The sequence below is a fragment of the Mesorhizobium sp. B2-4-12 genome, assembly GCF_006441575.1.
Lineage (GTDB): Bacteria > Pseudomonadota > Alphaproteobacteria > Rhizobiales > Rhizobiaceae > Mesorhizobium.
The window spans coordinates 64,735-83,961 of record NZ_VFVC01000006.1 but is presented as its reverse complement, the minus strand read 5'-3'; the positions used below and the strand labels follow the sequence as shown (position 1 = coordinate 83,961).

Genomic DNA, 19,227 nt, shown 5'->3' with positions numbered 1-19,227 from the left:
AAACAATTTGCCGTCATGCTGGGCGGATGTCGATTGCGATGCGCCCGAGCCAGGCCTTGCGACTGTGGCAGCAAGTGATGCTGTCGCAGGTGCGCGAAGACGCGCCCGACCTGACCATGCGTCAGACGGCGATCCTGTTCACCATCTATCTCGACCCGCCGCCGCACACGGTGCGCGGGCTCGCCGCTCGCCTCAACGTCACCAAGCCGGTCATCACGCGCGCGCTCGACACGATGGGTGCGCTGAAACTGGTGTCGCGCCATCGCGACGAACTCGACAAGCGCAATGTGCTGATCAAGCGCACGGTCGAGGGCGCGCTCTTTGTCGAGCGCTTCGGCGATGGTATCATCGCCAGGGCCCAGGAACTGCCGATCTGACCATATTGCCGATACAACAGGGTTGCCGATTTTGACCGCTCACGATGCACGCCTTCATGCCTTCCGCTCCGATCTCGCCGATTCAAGGTTGAAAGGAGAGGTCGTTGCCGACCGCTTCGTTGCCGGCCGGCCGGCGCGGATTTCGGTCCCGGTGGCCGATATCCGCAAGGCGCCGCGCCCGGATGCTGGCGTCAACACGCAGGCCCTGTTCGGCGACGATGTGCTGGTTTTTGAGGATGCCGCAGGCTGGGCCTGGATCCAGGCCGAGCGCGACGGCTATGTCGGCTATGTCGCCGACGCTATGCTCGGTGAACGCGACAATGCGCCCACCCATATCGTCTCGGTCCCGCGCACCTTTCTCTATCCCGGGGCTGACCTGCGCTTCCCGATCGCGGGCCAATTGTCGATGGGATCGACGGTGACGGTGACCGGTGCCGCCGAGACGCGTGGCACGCACTATGCCGTCCTGCCCTCCGGCGAGACGATGATCGCGGGACACCTGCGGCCAATCAGCGAAGTCGCCTCCGACTATGTCGCGATTGCCGAGACGTTTATCGGTACCCCTTATCTCTGGGGCGGTGTTTCCGGCTTCGGCATCGACTGTTCGGGCTTGGTGCAACTGGCGATGCGCATGACCGGCAGGGACGTTCTGCGTGATTCCGACATGCAGGCGGCAAGCATCGGCGAGCCGCTCGATCCGGGCCCGGATCATGCCGGATTGCGCCGGGGCGACCTCGTCTTCTGGAAAGGCCATGTCGCCATCATGACCGACGCCGAGACCATGATCCACGCCAATGGCCACACCATGCTGGTCTCGCGCGAAGGATTGAAGGACGCCGTCGCCCGCATCGGCTATCTCTACGGCGGCCCGACAGGGTTTAGGCGGCCGTAGGTTTCCTTCCTTCTCCCCGTCACTATACGGGGAGAAGGTGCCCGAAGGGCGGATGAGGGGCGGCGCGAACCTCGGACCCGTTGGCGCTACCCCTCACCTGCCTGCCGGCATCCTCTCGCCGTAAACGGGGCGAGGGGGCGCTCTCCTCGGAGAGATTTCGCCAATCGCGGACATCTGCGCCATGATCCCTTCCTTGGAAAGGGTGGAACAAAGATCTGTCTTGATCCCCTTTTGTTCCGATTCTGCTTGGCGATCGCGCGCACCCGCGCTACCTCTGGCGTGTGACAGAGCAGCCACGCCTCGCAGACCAGATTGCCGCCATTGCCCTGCCCGAGCCATTCCTAAAATGGTTCGGCGAGAAGGGCTGGTCGCCGCGTGCCCATCAGATCGAATTGTTGGCGAAGGCTCAAGCCGGGCAATCGGTGCTGCTGATCGCGCCGACCGGCGCCGGCAAGACGCTGGCAGGCTTCCTGCCGTCGCTGACCGAACTGGCCGTCAGGCCAAGGCGGAAAGCAGGGCAGGCGCATCGCGGCATCCACACGCTCTACATCTCGCCGCTCAAGGCGCTTGCCGTCGACATCGAGCGCAATCTCGGCAAGCCGGTGGAAGAGATCGGGCTGCCCGTCACTATCGAGACGCGCACCGGCGACACGCCTTCCCACAAGCGCCAGCGGCAGAAACTCGTGCCGCCCGACATCCTGCTCACCACGCCAGAGCAACTGGCGCTGCTGGTCGCGGCTCCCGATGCCAGGCGCTTCTTCGAGGATCTGCGCTATGTCGTGCTCGACGAACTGCATTCGCTGGTGACCTCCAAGCGGGGCCATCTCCTGGCACTCGGCCTGGCGCGGCTGCGCAGCTTTGTTCCTGGCCTGCAGACGATCGGCCTTTCGGCGACGGTCGCCGAACCGGATGAGTTACGGCGCTGGCTGGTCAGCCAGAACCCACCCAGCGAAATGGCCGAATTGATCGTCGTCACCGGCGGTGCGAAGCCCGAAATATCGATCCTCGATTCGGAAGAGCACGTGCCCTGGGCCGGACATTCGGCTCGTTATGCTACGCCGGAAATCTACCGCGAAATCAAGCGCCACAAGACGACCTTGCTATTCGTCAACACGCGCAGCCAAGCGGAGCTGCTGTTTCAGGAATTGTGGCGGGTCAATGAGGATACGTTGCCGATCGCGCTGCATCATGGCTCGCTTGACGTTGCGCAACGCCGGCGCGTGGAAAAGGCCATGGGTGACAACACACTGCGCGCTATCGTCGCCACCTCCACGCTCGACCTGGGTATCGACTGGGGCGACGTCGATCTGGTCGTGCATGTCGGCGCGCCGAAAGGAGCAAGCCGCCTGGCGCAGCGCATCGGCCGCGCCAATCACCGCATGGACGAACCCTCGAAGGCAATCCTCATCCCAGCCAATCGCTTCGAGGTGCTGGAGTGCCGGGCAGCGCTGGACGCCAACTATCTCGGGGCGCAGGACACGCCGCCGCTGGTCAATGGCGGGCTCGATGTGCTGGCACAGCATGTGCTGGGCTGTGCCTGCGGTGCGCCGTTCAGTGCCGATGCGCTGTTCGAGGAGATCCGCACGGCCGCGCCCTATACCAGTCTGGATCGTGAAACCTTCGATCGCGTCGTCGATTTCGTCGCCACCGGCGGCTATGCGCTGAAGAATTACGAGCGGTACGCCCGCATCCGCCTGAACAAGGACGGACTATGGCGGGTCTCCAACCCGCGCGTTGCCCAGCAATACAGGTTGAATGTAGGCACCATCATCGAGGTGCCGGCGCTCAACGTGCGGTATGTTCAGGCCGGCAGCAAGGGCTCGGCGCCGCGTGGCGGTCGGGTCCTGGGCAAGATCGAGGAGGCCTTCCTCGAAACGCTGACCCACGGCGATACTTTCATGTTTGCCGGCAAAGTTCTCCGTTTCGAAGGCATCCGCGAAAGCGAATGTTTCGTGTCGAACGCGCCCGGCAGCGATGCCAAGGTGCCCTATTATGGCGGCGGCAAGTTTCCGCTTTCGACATACCTTGCCGAGCAGGTCCGCATCATGCTGGACGATCCGCAGCGGTGGAAGCAATTACCTGAACAGGTAGCCGACTGGCTGCGGTTACAAGCCGACAAATCGGTGCTGCCCAAACGCGGCGACCTGCTGATCGAGACCTTTCCGCGTGGCAACCGCTATTATCTGGTCGCCTATCCGTTCGAGGGCCGGCTCGCCCACCAGACGCTCGGCATGCTGCTCACCCGTCGCCTCGACCGGGCGGGTGCCAGGCCGCTCGGCTTTGTCGCCACCGACTATGCGTTGGCCATATGGTCGCTGGGCGACATGGGCGCGATGTTCAAGGCCCGCAAACCGTCTCTCGGCGCGCTCTTCGACCAGGACATGCTGGGCGACGATCTGGAGGCCTGGCTCGCCGACAGCTGGCTCCTCAAACGCACCTTCCGCAATTGCGCCCTGATTTCAGGATTGATCGAAAAACGGCATCCGGGCCAGGAGAAGAGCGGTCGGCAGGTCACCGTGTCCACCGACCTGATCTATGACGTGCTACGCAGCCATGAGCCCGACCACATCCTGCTTCAGGCAACGCGCGCCGACGCGGCGGCCGGTTTGCTCAATGTCAGCAGACTTGCGGACATGCTCTCGCGCATCCAGGGTCGAATCATGCATAAGAATCTGGAGCAGATTTCGCCGCTCGCGGTGCCGATCATGCTTGAGATTGGCAAGATGCCGGTGAACGGCGAAGCCGATGAAACGCTTTTGATGGATGCGGCGACACTGGTCGAGGAGGCCATGGGCCCGGGAATGAACGAGGCATGAATTTTTCGCTGGCGCGTGCATCGCTGATTGCCGAGGCCGACCTTGTCGGCATCGCCGGCGAGCGTGCGGTCTGCGATCCGCGCGGCGTGCTCTATTTTCCAGAGCTAAAACTGCTCGCGGTCTCCGACCTGCATCTGGAAAAGGGGTCATCTCTGGCAAGGCGCGGCACGCTGATCCCGCCTTACGACACAGGCGCGACCTTGCTCAGACTGCAGGCCGTCATATCAGACTATCAGCCGTCGATCGTCATCAGCCTGGGCGACTCCTTTCATGACGGCGGCGGCGCTGAGCGCATGCATGCGAGCTTTCGTGAGCGGCTGGAAGCGCTGATGCGAGGTCGCCAATGGTTCTGGGTCGCCGGCAACCATGATCCGGAAGCGCCCGCCGATCTGCCGGGCGAAACGGTGCGGGAATTGGCCATCGGCTCGCTGCTGTTTCGGCATGAGCCGTCGAAGCTGCGGGTCGAAGGCGAGATCGCGGGCCATTTCCACCCTTGCGCCCGCATCGTGCAGCGCGGGCGCTCATTGCGCAGGCGCTGCTTCGCCGGCGATGGCGGCCGCATGATTATGCCCGCCTTCGGCGCCTATACCGGTTCGCTCAACGTGCTCGACCGCGCCTATGCCGGGCTGTTCCGCCTGGAATCGCTGATGGCGTACATGCTTGGCACCGACCGCATCTTCGCTATCTCCGGTTCGATGTTGCGCCCCGGCTGAGCTTAACGTCCGTAGTACAAGGTAACCGTGTGCTTCGCTTCGGCGAAGAACAGCCAACGCTCGACCAGCATGCCGACGAATTGGACGATCGCGGCGAGCACTGATAGCGCCGCGCCGAAAGGCCAGGGCAAGGCGAAGGCGGCGACCAGCAACAGGATGGGCAATGCGAAGGCCAGTGCCTGCGTTATCCGGCGCAGCTTCGCGCTGTGCTTGCGCGCGATGCGAAAGCCCATTTCCTTGAGCAGGTAATTTTCCTCGGTATGCGGCCATTCCAACGTCCGCACCGTGCCGCCGGCAAGCCCCGTCGCGGTGTTGGCGGTGGTCGCGATTTCCAGCCGGTCGTTGTAGCGCCAGGTTGCCAGTTTCCAGATCCAGCCAAGCAGGACGAGCAGCACTGAAAACGCCAGAAGGGTTTTCGAGCCCGGGACAAAGCCTTGCAGCACCGCGTTCAGAAGCACGCTGCCGCTCATCGCCGAGAAGATGAGATAGCCGGGCAAGGTGTAGGGGCTGTGCCACTGGGCGATGGGTTTCAACGAGGCATAGATCATGCCTGTCATACAGACCGTAACGATGGCGCCAATGGCGGCCAGAAGCCCGACGGCCGCCACCCAGCCGTCGAGGCGGCCAAGAATGACCCAGCCGATGCCGAACAGTCCTGCCGGGATGAAGGTGGCCATGGAGGCAACACCTTCACGCGACAGCCAGGAACTGCGCCACTGCGAAAAGGCCCGCCAGGCCCGCTCCGGCCGTCCGAGATGGCCGGTTGAGGACAACAGTCCGACCACGATCAGTCCGAGCGCCAGTCCCAGGCCGACCAAGCCCAGCCAGAAATCGTCCGGGATGAAACCAAGCGACGCCAGCACGCCAAGCAGCGCGAGCAGGCCGTAGCCGGCGCCGGTGGCGGTGGTGAAGAAGACGACGGAGAAGGCGGGATGCATGGTCTGGCGAGGCTAGTTCGAAAGCATGCGGTCGACCCAGCCAAGGAACCCGCCCTCAGCCCGTACCGGCTCCAAGGCCGGAGCGGCCACCGATACAGCGCGCGTTGTGTGGGCGCGCGGCGGCAGGTATCTGTTGGTTGGGCGGTAGCCGAGTTCCGGCATCAGGTCGACACCGCCGCGTTCCCTTACCAACTGCGAAACCGCCGACTGGGGATCGCCGAGATCGCCGAAATGCCGGGCGCTGGTCGGGCAGGCGGCGACGCAGGCCGGCACGCGGTCCTGCTCTGCCAGATTGTCGTTGTAGATGCGGTCGACGCAGAGCGTGCATTTCTTCATCACGCCGACGTCGGTATCGAATTCGCGCGCGCCGTAGGGGCAGGCCCAACTGCACAGTTTGCAGCCGATGCACTTATCCTCGTCGACCAGCACGATGCCGTCCGAGGCCCGCTTGTAGGAGGCCCCGGTCGGGCAGACGGTGACGCAGGCCGGCGTCTCGCAATGCAGGCAGGAGCGTGGGAAGTTCACCGTGCGCCCGCCCATTTCGGTGGTGTGCTCGTAGCTATGCACGCGGTTGAACCAGACGCCGTCGACATGGCCGCCATAGGGGTCGATGTCGGTCAGCGGCGCCATGTGGCCACCGGTGTTCCATTCCTTGCAAGCGGTGACGCAGGCCTGGCAGCCGACGCAGGTGTCCAGATCGATGACAAGGCCGAGCCGTTTGTCCGTATGAGAGGGCAGGCAGGTCATTCGGCGGCTTCTCTCTCGTGGCGGAATTCGGCGCCGAAACGGAGCGTGTCGGGCGAAGGCTCGAAATGCGGCGGCTGGTGAAAACGCTCGAATTGCGGCTCGGTGAAACCGGCTTCCTCCGCCGCGCATTTGGCGATGCGCACGCGCAGATCGAACCAGGCCGCCTGGCCGGTCACCGGATCGGAATTCGAATAGCGTCTGCCACTGGCGTCAGCCGATGTCTGGTCGCCGATGATGTGGTTGAGCAGGAAGCCGCGATTGCTCTCGGCGGCATCGTCCTTAAGCCCCCAGCTGCCGCGCCTTTTGCCGATGGCGTTCCAGGTCCAGACCGTGCTTTCGTTCACCCCGTCGATCAGCTTGATCTGCCCTTTCACCCTGCCATTGATGCTTTCGATCCATACCCAATCGTCGTCGACTAGACCGAGGCTGGCGCCGGTCCGGTAATGCACGAACAGCCGGTTCTGGCTGGTGATCTGCCGCAGCCACGCATTCTGCGAGCCCCAGGAGTGATACATGTGCATGGGCCGCTGCGTCAGCGCGTGCAGCGGATATTTTTCGAGATCGACGACCGCTTCCTCGAACGGCGTATACCAGACCGGCAGCGGGTCCATGTAGGTCTCGATGCGCTGTCGCTCACTCTTCGGGGGCTGCACACGCCCGTGGCCGCGCGCGGCCAGCCGAAAGCGCTGCAGCGGTTCGGAATAGAGCTGGAAGACGATTGGCTCCGCCTCGGTGATGAAACCCATCTGGACCGCGAAGTCGAGATAGGAGCGGTTGGCCATCTTGTAGTAGCGCTGGTCGTCGGCAAAGTCGTGATGCCAGAAGCCGCCATTGTCGATGTAGCGCTGCAATTGGCTCGGATTGGGCTCGCCCTTGCCGATCGAGGTTCCATCCTTGCCGCGCCAGCCGGCCAGCGGGCCGATACCCGGCGTGCGCTCGTGGTTGACGATGTAGTCGGCATAGTCCGCATACTTGGCCGATCCGTCGTCGTTGACGAAACCCGGCAGGGCCAGCCGCGCTCCGAGCTCGATCAGCACCGACTGGAATGGCCGGACGTCGCGGTCCGGCGCGACGACGGGATGGCGGATGGCGTCGCCCGGCCCGTCGGCATGGCTGATCGGCCGGTCGAGCAGGCTGATGCAGTCGTGGCGCTCGAGATAGGTGGTGTCGGGCAGCACGAGGTCGGCGAACGGCACGGTCTCGGAATAATAGGCGTCGGAATAGATTATGAACGGGATCTTGTAGTTACCGGCTCCATCCTGGTCGGTCAGCATGTGAATCGTCTCGACGGTGTTCATCGAGGAATTCCAGGCCATGTTCGACATGTACATCATCAGCGTATCGATCGGGTAGGGATCGCCGGCCCACGCATTGCGGATGACGGTGTGCATCAGGCCGTGCGCGGCCAGCGGCGCGTCCCAGGAATAGGCCTTGTCGATGCGAAGCGGCGTACCCGCTTCGTCGACCAGCAGATCATCGGGCCCGCAGACGAAACCGAGCGGCATGCCGTCGAGCGGCGTCATCGGCTCGACGATCTTGCCAGCGGGCTTCGGGCCCGGCGGCGCCGATTTGGGGTAGGGCGGCTTGAAGCGAAATCCGCCCGGCACATCCACGGTGCCGAGCAGCACCTGCAGCAGGTGGATGGCGCGGCAGGTGTGAAAGCCGTTCGTATGAGCGGAGATGCCGCGCATGGCATGCATGGAAACGGGCCGCCCCTTGATCGTCTGGTGCCGGCGCCCTGCCCAATCAGTCCAGGACACCGGCAGCTCGATCGTCTGCTCGAAGGCGACATGGGCAAGTTCGGCGGCGGTCCGGCGGATCGTATCGGCGGGAATGCCGCAACGCTCCGCGACCGCATCCGGCGCATAGCTCTCATCGAGGTAGCGGTCGGCGATCAACTGGAACACCGGCACGCAGCGGCGGCCGTCGACTTCGAAGCTGCCGGTCAGCGCTGGCTTCGCCTCCGGGTCGATTGCCTTGACGGAGGTTTTCGCCACCCTGTCCCAGGCCAGCGGATTGCCGTCGGCGTCGCGCAAGAACAGTCCGCCATCGGCGGCATCAGTCTCCTGGATGACCAGCATATGCGCATTGGTGTAGCGCAGGAGATAGTCGAGGTCGACGCGCCCGGCTTTCATGAGTTCATGGATCAGCGCGAAGACGAACAGGCCGTCGGTGCCGGGCCGGATGCCGATCCAGTCGTCGGCAATGGCATTGTAGCCGGTCCGGCATGGATTGATCGACACAACCTTGGCGCCGCGCGCCTTGAGCTTGCCGAGGCCGATCTTGATCGGGTTGGAATCATGGTCCTCGGCGACCCCGAACAGCATGAAGTATTTGGTGTTGTCCCAGTCGGGCTCGCCGAACTCCCAGAACGAGCCGCCGATCGAGTAGAGGCCACCAGCCGCCATGTTGACCGAACAGAAACCGCCATGGGCGGCGAAATTCGGCGTGCCGAACTGGCTCGCCCACCAGCCGGTCAAGGATTGCGACTGGTCGCGCCCGGTGAAGAAGGCGAGCTTTTTCGGGTCGGTCCGGCGAATGGCCGAGAGCCGCTCCGTCGCGATCGAAAAGGCCTCTTCCCACTCGATCTCCCGGAACTCGCCCGAGCCCCGTGGCCCGCTCCGTAGCAGCGGCTTCTTCAGCCGGGCCGGGCTGTAGTGCTGCATGATGCCGGAACCGCCCTTGCCGCAGATCACGCCGCGATTGACCGGATGGTCCTTGTTGCCGTTGATGTAGCGGACCTTGTCATCCTTCACGTGCACGTCGATGCCGCAGCGGCAGGCGCACATGTAACAGGTCGTCTTAGCGATGCGGTCGGAAACGCTTGGCGAGGTGTCGACGCCGTCGCCCTCATCGGGTGCTCGCGTGTCGGCAAGCGGCAGTTGCGATGGTGCGGAATTCTGGCCGCGCGGCGGTCCGTGCATCATGGTCCGGCCGTATCCGCACGGTTCGCGGACTTGGCCCGCGTCTTCGGCCCGGGACCGCGCATGTAATGCTCTTCCGGGTGATAGGTATCACCAGCCAGCCGCCGCCGGATGCCACGGGCCCAATGGGCAAGCAGGGATCTGAATCGCCCGATCATTTTATCAGCAGCTATTCGATGGCCAATTTTTTCTAATTTCAGATCAAAAAGTAGAATAAGGCTATCGATCCGTCTAATCAGTTGTTCTTGTAAATTCGATCAATATTGGTTCTTAATGCGTCCATGACCCTGGATCAGTTGCGCATTTTCGTTGCTGTCGCCGAGCGCGGCCACATGACCAAGGCGGCGGAGCTTCTGGGCATCTCACAGTCGGCCGCATCGGCCGCCATCCGCGCGCTTGAGGAGCAGCACGGCGTCCACCTGTTCAACCGCGTTGGCCGCAACATCGAGCTTGCCCAGACCGGCCACCGATTCCTGCCCGAGGCCAAGGCCGTGCTGGAGCGGGCCGCCGCCGCCCGCAACGTGCTGGAACATGTCTCGCAGACGGTCGCCGGCAGTCTCTCGATCGCGGCCAGCCTGACCATCGCCAGCTATTGGCTGCCGCGCCGGCTGGCGTCCTTCCACGAGGCCTACCCCGCGGTGAGGCTGAGCGTCAGCATCGGCAACACAAGGCAGGTCGAGGCCAGCGTGCTCGATGGAGCCGCCGATCTCGGCCTGGTCGAGGGGCGCACCGAGTCCGACATATTGCGCCGCGCCAAGGTCGATACCGATCGGTTGATGCTGGTGGTGGCCAAATCCCATCCCGAGATATCCGAAACCGCGCCGGGACAACCCGATATCAGGGGCTTGCGCTGGATCATCCGCGAAGGCGGTTCGGGCACGCGCGAAGTGCTGGAGGATTTGGCGCGCCGTGACGGGATTTCGCTCGCCGACCTGCAGGTATTCTTGGTGCTGCCCAGCAACGAGGCGGTTCGCCAGGCGGTCGAGGCGGGCGCTGGCGCCACCATCATCTCGGAACTCGTCGTCGGACGCGCCGTCGCCGAAGGCAGTCTGAGAGCCGTGCCGATCGAATTGCCGAAGCGCGACTTCGCCATGATCAGCCATCGCGATCGCCAGGCAAGCCTGGCCCAGATGGCGCTCAAGGCGCATCTCGGCGCGGAAACCGCGGGAAGCAGGTCGGCGTAGACCAATTCAGGAAAGGGCCGTTGCGGCTCCCGTGTGGAATTGCGTGGAAACAAAGACAATTCAGCCGAACTTCCGTTGGGCATCCAAAGCCAGCCCAAGCCCCACCGAGCCGAACATGTCGCCTTCGATGACGGACGCCTGCGGCACCAGCGACAGGATTTCCCGTCTTGCCAGCGGGATCGCGGTCGATCCGCCGGTGAGGAACACCGCGGTGATGTCCGCCGGCTTGACCTGCGCGTCGCGGATGGTCTGGCCGACTGTGTCGGTGACCCGCTCGATCTCCCTGGCGATCGTAGCGTTCAGCCCCTCGCGCGTGATCTCGGCGGCGAACGCGGCGCCCGGCAGCGTCACGGCGACTTCCGCCGATGACCTGCCGGTCAGCTCTATCTTGGCCTTTTCGACCAATGCCGCCAGCGCGTGCCCATAGCGATGCTCGACGATGTGGATGAAGCGGTCGACCAGATCGGCGCGTTCGGCCTCGTAGCGGATCTGGCGCAGATGCGTCATCGCCTTGGCGGTATAAACCAGGTTGATGCGCTGCCATGTGGCGAGATCGATGAAATAGCTTGCCGGGAGATTGCGCTTGCCGTCCTTGGTCGGGGTCAAATAGCCGAGCCTCGGCATCACATGAGCGATGCTGAGCAGTCGATCGAAATCCGTACCACCGATATGGACCCCCCGGCTGGCAAGGATATCCTCCTTGCGGTCCGAAGATCGGGAACGCTCCGGCGAGACGCGGACGATCGAAAAGTCCGACGTGCCGCCGCCCATATCGATGATCAGCGCCAGTTCCTCGCGCGTCACCTTCTGTTCGTAGTCGAGCGCCGCGGCGATCGGCTCGAACTGGAAAGCGATATGCTTGAAGCCTTGCGCGTGGGCAGCAGCTTCGAGCTCGCTCTGCGCCTTCGCATCGGCCTTGGCATCGTCATCGACGAATTGTACCGGCCGGCCGAGCACCACACTCTCGACCGCACCGCCGGCGTCTTCCTCCAGCCTTTTCCTGAGATGACCGATGAACAGGCCGACGATCTCCATGAAGCCGATCGAGCGCGCCTTGATGCGAGTCTTTTCGTGCGCGAGCGAACTGCCGAGCACACTCTTCAGCGAGCGCATCAGCCGGCCTTCGACGCTGTCCGTGTAATTGGCAATGGCCTGCCGGCCAAAGCCGATCCGGCCGTCCTCGAAGTTGAAGAACACGGCGCTCGGCAAGGTGACCTGGCCGTCTTCAAGCGTGACGAGGCGAGGTTGCCCGTTGCGGACCACACCAACGGTGGAGTTCGAAGTGCCGAAGTCGATACCGGCGAATGCTGGTCGCAAAGCAGCCTCCTGTCATTGGCGGCAGGCAGCGGATCGGCGCTCGCGGGAGAAGCGTGCGCTGCGGTTTCGGACGACCGAACCGCTCTGCCGGATTGAATTGTGCGTGCTTGCCCTTCGGGCGGGGACGTGCGGTCTATAGCATGACGCGAGAAAGGGAAACCCCTTTTGGACGTCTCAGTCCTTGCGGAAGATGAGCCTGCCGAGCCAGCCCGTTATCATGGCCAGCGATATCGCGAACACGCCATAGAGGAAGGAATAGTCATGGGCGACGCGAAAGATCGACTGTTCGAAACCGGACTTGCGGATTTCGAGCTGGGCCGAGCTTTCCTTGATGAACAGGCCGCTCTTGAACAGAAAGGCGCGCGCCTTGTGGGTGCCGACCGGAACGTTCGGCGCCAGCCGGACAGTGGCGCGGAACAGGTTCTGCGACAGGAACTGAACGCCCCCGACGTTCTCGCTGTAGAGGCCGGTCGCCGATTTGCGCTCGCGCAAGGCCGCGGTGAATTCCTCGATCGTGGCCGGGCTGTCGCCGGCGTCCACAGGCTGCATGTAGAGATTGGAGGCGCCGAGCGACAGCTGCCTGTAGCTGTTCGGTTCGGTGATGTCCTGCAGGGGTCGCGTGGTCGCCACCGAATAGGAGACCGGCACGTTCTCGAAGGTCTCGGATTCCAGATTGATCCAGACGCCGAGCACCCGGTCCTTGCGGCGTACCACCACCGGCTTGGGTGGCCCTTCAAGCACGACGATGACATCGTAGCGACCCTGGCGCGCCACCAGCGGATCGGGGTTTTCCAGCGAACCGAAGATGGTCAGGTCGGCGCCGGAAAAACCGGCGGTGATGGAGACATTGTCCGTGGAAAGACCGATCTGGATGCTTTCTATCGGCGGCGTCTGTGCCCTCGCCGGCGTGGTTGGCGCAAGCAAGGACAGGAAGATGGCGGTTGCGAGCGTCCCCACCCCCCTCATCAGTTGAGACCCGCGCCGGACAGCGAATAGAGATTGGGCGGCGTGACGAACAGATCGATGGCAAGCCGGATCGCCACGGCCAGCACCAGCAGCGCCAGCAGCGCCCTCAATTGCTCGCCGCGCAGCCGCTGGCCCGCCTTGGCGCCATATTGCGCGCCGGCCACGCCGCCGGCCATCAGCAGAAAGGCAAGCATCACATCGACGGTCTGGTTGGTGGTGGCGTGGACCAGCGTCGTGTAGGCGGAGGTGAAGATGATCTGGAACAGCGAAGTGCCGATAACGACATTGGTCGGCACTTTGAGCAGATAGATCAGCGCCGGCACCATGATGAAGCCACCGCCGACGCCCATGATCGACGACAGGAAGCCGATGGCGGCACCGAGGCCAAGCACCGGGATGACGCTGACGAACAGCTTCGACGCCCTGAAGCGCATCTTCAGCGGCAGGCGGTGGATCCAGTTGTGCTGGCCGGATTTCTTCAGCACCGGCGCCGCGCCACTGCGCGAGGCGCGCAGGGCATTGACGCTTTCGACCAGCATCAGCCCGCCGACAGTGCCGAGCAGCACGACGTAGAGCAGCGAGATGAACAGGTCGAGCTGACCCAGCCGGCGCAGCAAACCGAAGACAAAGATGCCGCCGGTGGAGCCAACGATGCCGCCGGCCAGCAGCACCCCGCCGAGCTTGAAGTCGAGCGTCCCCCGCTTCATGTGCGACAGCGCGCCGGAGAAGGAGGAGGCGATGACCTGGTTGGCGCCGGTGGCGACCGCGATCGCCGGGGGAATGTTGTAGAAGATCAGCAGCGGTGTGATGAGAAAGCCGCCGCCGACGCCGAACATGCCCGACAGGAAGCCCACCGCGGCGCCCATGGCCAGCAGCACGAAGACGTTGACGGAAATTTCCGCAATCGGGAGATAGATGCCCACCCGTCAGTCTCGATCAGTTTGCCTGTCGGCGAATACAGCCGTTGCGGCAGTCTCGCACCGAAAAGCCAATTTTTTCTTGCGCCGAAACGGCGGTGGGGTCAAACCCCGCCACCGCGCCGAAACAAAAAATATCTCAATCAGTTAACAGGCAAATGTGTGGCGGGGGCATCGCGGAAACGACGCTTCTTCCGTTATTTGCGCGCCAGCAGCGCCCTGACCAGTTTTTCATCGACGGCGCCGGTCGCCGGCAACTTGTTATCGGTCTGGAAAGCGATGATAGCGGTCTTGGTCTTGTCGCCCATGACGCCATCGGCGCCGCCGGCATCGTAGCCGTTCTTGTTGAGGATCAGCTGGATGTTCTTGACCGCCTTCTTCATGTCGATGCCGGCGGTCGTCTGCGGCGTGCCCTCCTGCCAGGATTCGGGAATGTCGGCCGAATTGGCCGCCGCGTTGAGTGGCTTGGCCTTCCACAATTCGGTCGCGGCACGGGCGCGCTCCAGCTGCTCGGGCCGCAGCGCATTGGCTATCTCGTCGCGCTTGGTGGCAGCATCCTTGTCGCCGGTCTTGGCGACCAGCGCGAACCATTTGTAGGATTCCTCGAGGTTCTGCTTCATGCCGACGCCCTTGGCGGCGAGGATGCCGAGATTGAACTGGCTGTCCTTGACACCGAGGTCGGCCGCCTCCTGGAACCAGTGCGCGGCCGATTCATTGTCGGTCACGCCATCCGCCGCCATGGCGAACAGCACGGCCAGATTGTGCATGGCGCTGGCGTTGCCCTGCTCGGCGGCGAGCTGATACCAGGTCTTCGACTTCTTGATGTCGCGCGTGACGCCTATGCCCTTCTCGTAGAAATTGCCGATGCGGTATTCGGCCGGCGCGAAGCCCAGTTCAGCCGACTTCTCATACCATTTGGCGGCCGCCGCCATGTCTTCCTTGACGCCGCGCGACTCCGCGTAGCGCGAGCCGATCTCGAACAGCGCCTTGGCGTCGCCGCCAGAGGCGGCATCGCGCAGCGCGGCCGGGCCGGCATCGGCCGGAATGTCGAACCTAGCCATGGCCGCCGCCGGCGCAACGCCTCCGGTGCCGTCCTTGACGGTACTGTCGGTGGTCGCCATTGGCATGGCGGGCGCGGTTGGCGCCGGAGCGGCCGAAGCCATCGCCTCGGAGACGGTGGCGCTCGGGCCGGAAGACGTGGTCGAGGCCGCGGATGCCGCAGTCGGTTCCGCCGCCGGCGCCGTATTCGCCATCGCGTCCGTGTCCGACGGCATGGCGAGCGCGGTCTGCGCGATCATGTCATCCTTGCTTGCCGGAACGGAGGGTTCGGCCTGCCTGATGGGGCGGGCAGGCGCGCTGTCCGTTGCCGCCGGCTGAGTCTTCGGCTGGCTCGCCGTGGCGACGGATGCCGTCTGCACCGGTTGCGCGGTGATGATCGGGGTCGCGTCGTTGCTTGCCACCTGGGCGGGATCCGAGAGAAACGCCTTACCGAGCTGCAGGCCGGCAAGCGCCAGCATGATTGCTGCCGCAGCCATCAGGATCGGCTTGCGCCGCGCCTTGAGCAGGTCGCCGATTCTCAGTGCCTTCACCGGCCCTTTCATGGTCGACTGGCGCTTCAAGGCGTCCGCCTCGGCTGCGGCGGCCTGGGCGGCGCGCCGGGCGGCCGCGATGAAATCCGATTTCGCGGCATCGCTTTCACTGGGCTTTGCCGGTTGCGCCCGCTCGTCGCGCACACGCTTCATGATGGCATTGAGGTCGGGTGCGCCGGAGCCCGGTTCCAGCGGGCGGTTGGCCATTTTCGGGTCGAGCGGTTCGTCGAGATCGACACTCGGGATTTCGGCGCTCGGCGCCGAGCCGGCCAGCGGCGGAACATCCGCCGTCTTCTTGCTCTTGAAGGCGCGTGCAAGCCCGCCGAACAACGATTTGCGGCCAGCCGGCTGATCCTTCTCGGCGATGGTGTCGGAACCGAGTGCGGCCATGGCGGCCGCGGCGGCGGCCTCCGCCGGCGTGCGGGCGCCCGGTCCGCGTGGCAGGCGCGTGTCTGCATGCACCACCGGCTCGCCGGGCAAAGCAGGTTCACCGCGCGATATGGCCGCGCCACGCGCGTCGAGATCGGCCAAGTCACCGCTCAGCGGCAGCGGTTCGTCAATGTTCATCGACGGCGCGTTCACGGCCATCTTGGGCCGCCGTGTGCCTCGCCAGCCACTCGTATCCACCGGCGCGGCATCCAGGAGCTCGCTTACCGCTTCGGACGGTTCGCTGGTTTCCAGCGAACCCAGCCTGTCGACGATCTTCAGCAGCGTATCGTGGATGGCCTCAAATGTCCGCGAATTGCGCTCGTCGGAACGCCGCGTCAGCGTTTCCAGCGTCTTCAGGTCCTGGGCGAGGCCTGAAACGGCCGTCGTGTTGGCGTTCGAACCGGCCAGCGACCGCACCGCATTCTCGGCTGCTTCGCGTGCCGTGCCGAGAATGGAATCGCGGGTTCCCGCCAGCGCCTTCTCGATTTCGTCGAGGCGCGGGCTGATGTCTTCGAATTCTGGCAGAGGCGTGCTGGGCTTGGACAGGTGAGCCGACAGGCCGGCAACCTGCGCCTCCAGACTGCGGATCAGCGCCGGATCGATGCCGGCCACTTGGGCCGCGGATGCGTCCAGCCGGCTTGAAATGTCCTCGAGCCGGCTTTCCAGTCCACGAATCGCCGCTTCGCCGGCAGGATCGGGAACGCGCGTTTCCATGCGCTGGGCGAGCGCGGTGAAGCGGGCGTCGATGGCTTCCATGATGCCGGCGCTGTCGACCTGCGGCATCATGCGCTGGTCGAGCCGATCGGCAACTTCGTCCAGCCGGCGCTCGAGATCGCGAAACAGCATGTTGCCCTGCTCGATGGCGTCACCCTGGCGGCGTTCCATCATGCCGGACAGCACGTCGAAGCGTTGCTCCAGCCCATGGAAGATATAGTCGGCGTCGGGCATGGCCGGCGCCTGGTCGATCTTGTCGGCGATGAGCGTGATCTGTTTGGCCAGCCGTTCCATCGCCTGTTCGGGCAGGTTGGCACGACCGGCCAGTTCGTCGACCCGGTTGGACAGCGTGCTCAGGCGATCCATGACTGCGTTGCCGGGGCGGTCCTGCGCCACTTCCTCGATCTGCCGGGCGAGCGAGTCGATCCGCTTCTCGATGCGCTCGAAAGCTTCATGGTCGACCGAATTGGCCTGTGCCGCGACGGTCGAAGCGACGATGGCACGGGAAATCTCGTCCAGCCGCTCATCGATCATGGCAAGCGTGTCGCCGCTGCGATTGTCCTGCTGGCTGGCGAAGTGATCGACGGCGCCGGCAAGTGTGCGGACCTTTTCCTCCAGCGAGCGTAGCGACAGCGATTCCGGCAAATTGTTGACGGCATCACTGATCTGCTCCAGCCGGTCGGTCAGGCCCGCAAGGGCGGGATCGTCGGAGCGTTTGCGCTGGTCGGCATCGACCCGGTCTTCGAAAGCCGTCCAGCGGCGGTCGAAATCGTCCCAGCGGCGGTCGACCTTCTGCACGCTCTCCTCGCGCGCCAGTGTGTCGAGCGCGGTCTTGACCTGCTCGAGCTCCAGCCGCAGCAGGTTGACGCTTCTGTCGTCGCTCTTTTCCGACAGCGACTTGATGGCACCGGAAAGCCGTTCGAATTCGATGCCGAGTTCGGCGCTGCCCTTGCCCGATGCGCCGGGCCTGGCGTTCGACTGGAAGGCACGGTCGATATCCTTGCGCAGCGCATCGAATTCGCGCTGCAGCCCTGCCGTCATCTGGTGGCGCAGCTCCTCGCGCATGCCGCGCAGTTCGCCGGCGATCTTGCCGACCATCGCGACGCTGTCTTCCTGCCCGCGCACGCGGTCGATGTCGCGCGCGATGGCCTGGTAATTCTGGTCTGGGGCAGGGGCGGGCGCCGGATTCTGCGGGCGCGGTGCCGGCTGCGGATCCTCATACCAACGCTGCTGGCCGGTTGGCTGGGCGGCTGGATAATGGGGGTCGGCGGCGGGATAGCGTGGCTCGGTCGCGGGATAGCGCGGGTCGGCGCCGTGTTGGCGGGAAGCGGGACGCGCCATCACCTCCTCGCGCGTCTGCCCTAGTCGCTGTTCCAGCGTCTCCAGCGAGCGGTTCAGTTGCTCGAGCGTGGTCTGTGGCCTGCGCTGTCTGCCGGCGTTGAGTGTATCGAGGTAGGACCGCTTGCTGTTCATCGGTGCGTCCGTCTTTCAGATTGGCCGGCTTGCGACCAGCTCTCCAAGTCCCTGCCGGAACGAAGGCGACCGCGCTTCCATGCCACGGCGGAAGACTAGCTTCCCGGGGTTTCACCCGCGCTCCGAAAAACCGTGAGAAATTCGATACAGGATAAACACGGGTAGCCGACACGCGCACATTTCGCCCAACGTGGTAAACAACGCGTTAACCAAGCTTAAGAAGTTGGAAGGAAATTGGCTGTCGCTGCCCGCAGTGCGGCATAAAGCACCGATCACAGAACGCCCTTGCGTCATCAGGCGGCTATCGGTATAGAATTGACGTAAACGTAAAGGGCGCCTTGAAGCGTGCTGTTTGCGATTTTGTTTGTCGAAACCACGGCTGGAAGCACGCCCCCGCTTCCAGTCAGGCGACGCATGGTCCGGGACCGCGACGCCAGCAACGGGGAAAGCCAGTGACCATGAAGCTTATCTCGGCCGGCGAGACCGCGGCCAATACCAACAATATACCTGTCGAAGCCGGCGAGGACCTTGCCCGCATCGGTGAGATGGCCAAGAAATACGGCGTGACGCTGCGCACGCTGCGCTTCTACGAAGACAAAGGCCTGCTCAACCCGCAGCGTGACGGTTCGACCCGCCTCTACACGCGCCGCGACAAGGCCCGGCTGAAGCTGATCCTGCTCGGCCGCAAGGTCGGGTTCTCGCTGCGCGACGTCAAGCAGATGATGGACCTCTACGATCCGACCGGTTCCAACACCAAGCAGTTGCGTCTGGCGCTGGACAAGTCGGAGAAGCAACTTGCCCGCCTGCAGAAGCAGCGGGCGCTGATTGACGACGCCATCAACGAACTGAGCGGCTCGATGACGGCGGTGCGCCAGATGCTGGCCGAACGGGCCACGCCGCAGGCGAGCGTCGCCGGCTAAGGCAATTCCAGACACGGTGTGAAGCGGCTTTCCATCCGCTTCCGATTAGTTGATCCTGACGATCAAAGCCGCGTGGCCGTGCCGCGCGGCTTTTTTGTTTTTCTTAGACCGCGCCCTGACCTCCCGAGATGTTGGCCGCTGGCCGGCATCATACCCGTCCCGCCAGGCTCATTGCTTCGCAGAGTGCGGAAATCTTGTCGCAGCGAAAGAATTGACGTTTACGCAAACGTCAATTTTTGCTATCCCCGGCTCCAACACGGGTCCGTATGCTGCCCTGACATGACTTCGGGGCTTCCGGACCAGGTCCGCAG

Annotated in this window: 13 protein-coding genes; 6 read left to right on the top strand and 7 right to left on the bottom strand. The window is 64.1% G+C overall.

The genetic code is table 11. The features are described from left to right. Positions 1 to 26: 26 nt before the first annotated feature. The 4 genes from FJ934_RS05860 to pdeM all read left to right on the top strand — a co-directional run bounded on the left by FJ934_RS05860 (position 27) and on the right by pdeM (position 4,798). The gene (locus tag FJ934_RS05860; RefSeq protein ID WP_140607698.1) at positions 27 to 377 is read left to right on the top strand and encodes a MarR family winged helix-turn-helix transcriptional regulator; all 351 of its coding nucleotides are present in this window, start codon (positions 27 to 29) and stop codon (positions 375 to 377) included. Between the two features lie 31 nt (positions 378 to 408). Further along, positions 409 to 1,269: an NlpC/P60 family protein gene (locus FJ934_RS05855; RefSeq protein ID WP_140607697.1), complete on the top strand. Its 861-nt coding sequence runs from the start codon at positions 409 to 411 to the stop codon at positions 1,267 to 1,269. 281 nt (positions 1,270 to 1,550) lie between these two features. After that, positions 1,551 to 4,085 (top strand): ligase-associated DNA damage response DEXH box helicase, encoded by a 2,535-nt coding sequence (locus FJ934_RS05850; protein ID WP_140607696.1) that lies wholly within the window; start codon positions 1,551 to 1,553, stop codon positions 4,083 to 4,085. Next, complete coding sequence (pdeM, locus tag FJ934_RS05845; RefSeq protein WP_140607695.1) at positions 4,082 to 4,798, top strand: ligase-associated DNA damage response endonuclease PdeM; 717 nt, start codon at positions 4,082 to 4,084, stop codon at positions 4,796 to 4,798. Before FJ934_RS05850 ends, pdeM begins: the two co-directional genes overlap by 4 nt. A gap of 2 nt (positions 4,799 to 4,800) precedes the next feature. Here pdeM and FJ934_RS05840 read toward each other — a convergent pair whose 3' ends face one another. Genes FJ934_RS05840 through FJ934_RS05830 form a run of 3 tightly spaced genes read right to left on the bottom strand, consistent with a single transcriptional unit; the run spans position 4,801 to position 9,410 of the window. Next, entirely contained in the window at positions 4,801 to 5,736 is a 936-nt protein-coding gene (locus FJ934_RS05840; protein ID WP_140607694.1) for a DmsC/YnfH family molybdoenzyme membrane anchor subunit, read from the bottom strand. 12 nt (positions 5,737 to 5,748) lie between these two features. Continuing rightward, complete coding sequence (locus tag FJ934_RS05835; protein WP_140607693.1) at positions 5,749 to 6,483, bottom strand: 4Fe-4S dicluster domain-containing protein; 735 nt, start codon at positions 6,481 to 6,483, stop codon at positions 5,749 to 5,751. Next, the gene (locus FJ934_RS05830; RefSeq protein ID WP_181165531.1) at positions 6,480 to 9,410 is read right to left on the bottom strand and encodes a molybdopterin oxidoreductase family protein; all 2,931 of its coding nucleotides are present in this window, start codon (positions 9,408 to 9,410) and stop codon (positions 6,480 to 6,482) included. The genes FJ934_RS05835 and FJ934_RS05830 overlap by 4 nt, the downstream gene beginning before the upstream one ends. Before the next feature lie 278 nt (positions 9,411 to 9,688). Between FJ934_RS05830 and FJ934_RS05825 the strand changes: the two genes are divergently transcribed. Next, on the top strand, positions 9,689 to 10,591 hold the full coding sequence (locus FJ934_RS05825; RefSeq protein ID WP_140607692.1) for a LysR family transcriptional regulator: 903 nt from the start codon (positions 9,689 to 9,691) through the stop codon (positions 10,589 to 10,591). Positions 10,592 to 10,651: 60 nt separating this feature from the next. On the opposite strand, the gene FJ934_RS05820 is transcribed toward FJ934_RS05825, so the two are convergent. The 4 genes from FJ934_RS05820 to FJ934_RS05805 all read right to left on the bottom strand — a co-directional run bounded on the left by FJ934_RS05820 (position 10,652) and on the right by FJ934_RS05805 (position 17,996). After that, positions 10,652 to 11,908 (bottom strand): Hsp70 family protein, encoded by a 1,257-nt coding sequence (locus FJ934_RS05820; RefSeq protein WP_140607691.1) that lies wholly within the window; start codon positions 11,906 to 11,908, stop codon positions 10,652 to 10,654. 174 nt (positions 11,909 to 12,082) lie between these two features. Next, complete coding sequence (locus tag FJ934_RS05815; protein WP_140607690.1) at positions 12,083 to 12,874, bottom strand: TIGR02186 family protein; 792 nt, start codon at positions 12,872 to 12,874, stop codon at positions 12,083 to 12,085. Continuing rightward, positions 12,874 to 13,797: a sulfite exporter TauE/SafE family protein gene (locus tag FJ934_RS05810; RefSeq protein WP_140607689.1), complete on the bottom strand. Its 924-nt coding sequence runs from the start codon at positions 13,795 to 13,797 to the stop codon at positions 12,874 to 12,876. Before FJ934_RS05810 ends, FJ934_RS05815 begins: the two co-directional genes overlap by 1 nt. 191 nt (positions 13,798 to 13,988) lie before the next feature. After that, positions 13,989 to 17,996 carry a peptidoglycan-binding protein gene (locus FJ934_RS05805; protein ID WP_140607688.1) on the bottom strand — a complete coding sequence of 1,336 codons (4,008 nt, stop codon included), beginning with the start codon at positions 17,994 to 17,996 and terminating at the stop codon, positions 13,989 to 13,991. 458 nt (positions 17,997 to 18,454) lie between these two features. Between FJ934_RS05805 and FJ934_RS05800 the strand changes: the two genes are divergently transcribed. After that, positions 18,455 to 18,916, top strand: a complete 462-nt coding sequence (locus FJ934_RS05800) for a MerR family DNA-binding transcriptional regulator (protein WP_140607842.1) — start codon at positions 18,455 to 18,457, stop codon at positions 18,914 to 18,916. Positions 18,917 to 19,227 lie beyond the last annotated feature (311 nt).

What these genes read in the sequence shown, in the direction of transcription:
- FJ934_RS05805 (WP_140607688.1), bottom strand. Translation starts at nt 17,996, where the DNA reads ATGAACAGCAAGCGGTCCTACCTCGATACACTCAACGCCGGCAGACAG.
- pdeM (WP_140607695.1), top strand. Translation starts at nt 4,082, where the DNA reads ATGAATTTTTCGCTGGCGCGTGCATCGCTGATTGCCGAGGCCGACCTT.
- FJ934_RS05840 (WP_140607694.1), bottom strand. Translation starts at nt 5,736, where the DNA reads ATGCATCCCGCCTTCTCCGTCGTCTTCTTCACCACCGCCACCGGCGCC.
- FJ934_RS05815 (WP_140607690.1), bottom strand. Translation starts at nt 12,874, where the DNA reads ATGAGGGGGGTGGGGACGCTCGCAACCGCCATCTTCCTGTCCTTGCTT.
- FJ934_RS05830 (WP_181165531.1), bottom strand. Translation starts at nt 9,410, where the DNA reads ATGATGCACGGACCGCCGCGCGGCCAGAATTCCGCACCATCGCAACTG.
- FJ934_RS05825 (WP_140607692.1), top strand. Translation starts at nt 9,689, where the DNA reads ATGACCCTGGATCAGTTGCGCATTTTCGTTGCTGTCGCCGAGCGCGGC.
- FJ934_RS05800 (WP_140607842.1), top strand. Translation starts at nt 18,455, where the DNA reads ATGAAGCTTATCTCGGCCGGCGAGACCGCGGCCAATACCAACAATATA.
- FJ934_RS05860 (WP_140607698.1), top strand. Translation starts at nt 27, where the DNA reads ATGTCGATTGCGATGCGCCCGAGCCAGGCCTTGCGACTGTGGCAGCAA.
- FJ934_RS05835 (WP_140607693.1), bottom strand. Translation starts at nt 6,483, where the DNA reads ATGACCTGCCTGCCCTCTCATACGGACAAACGGCTCGGCCTTGTCATC.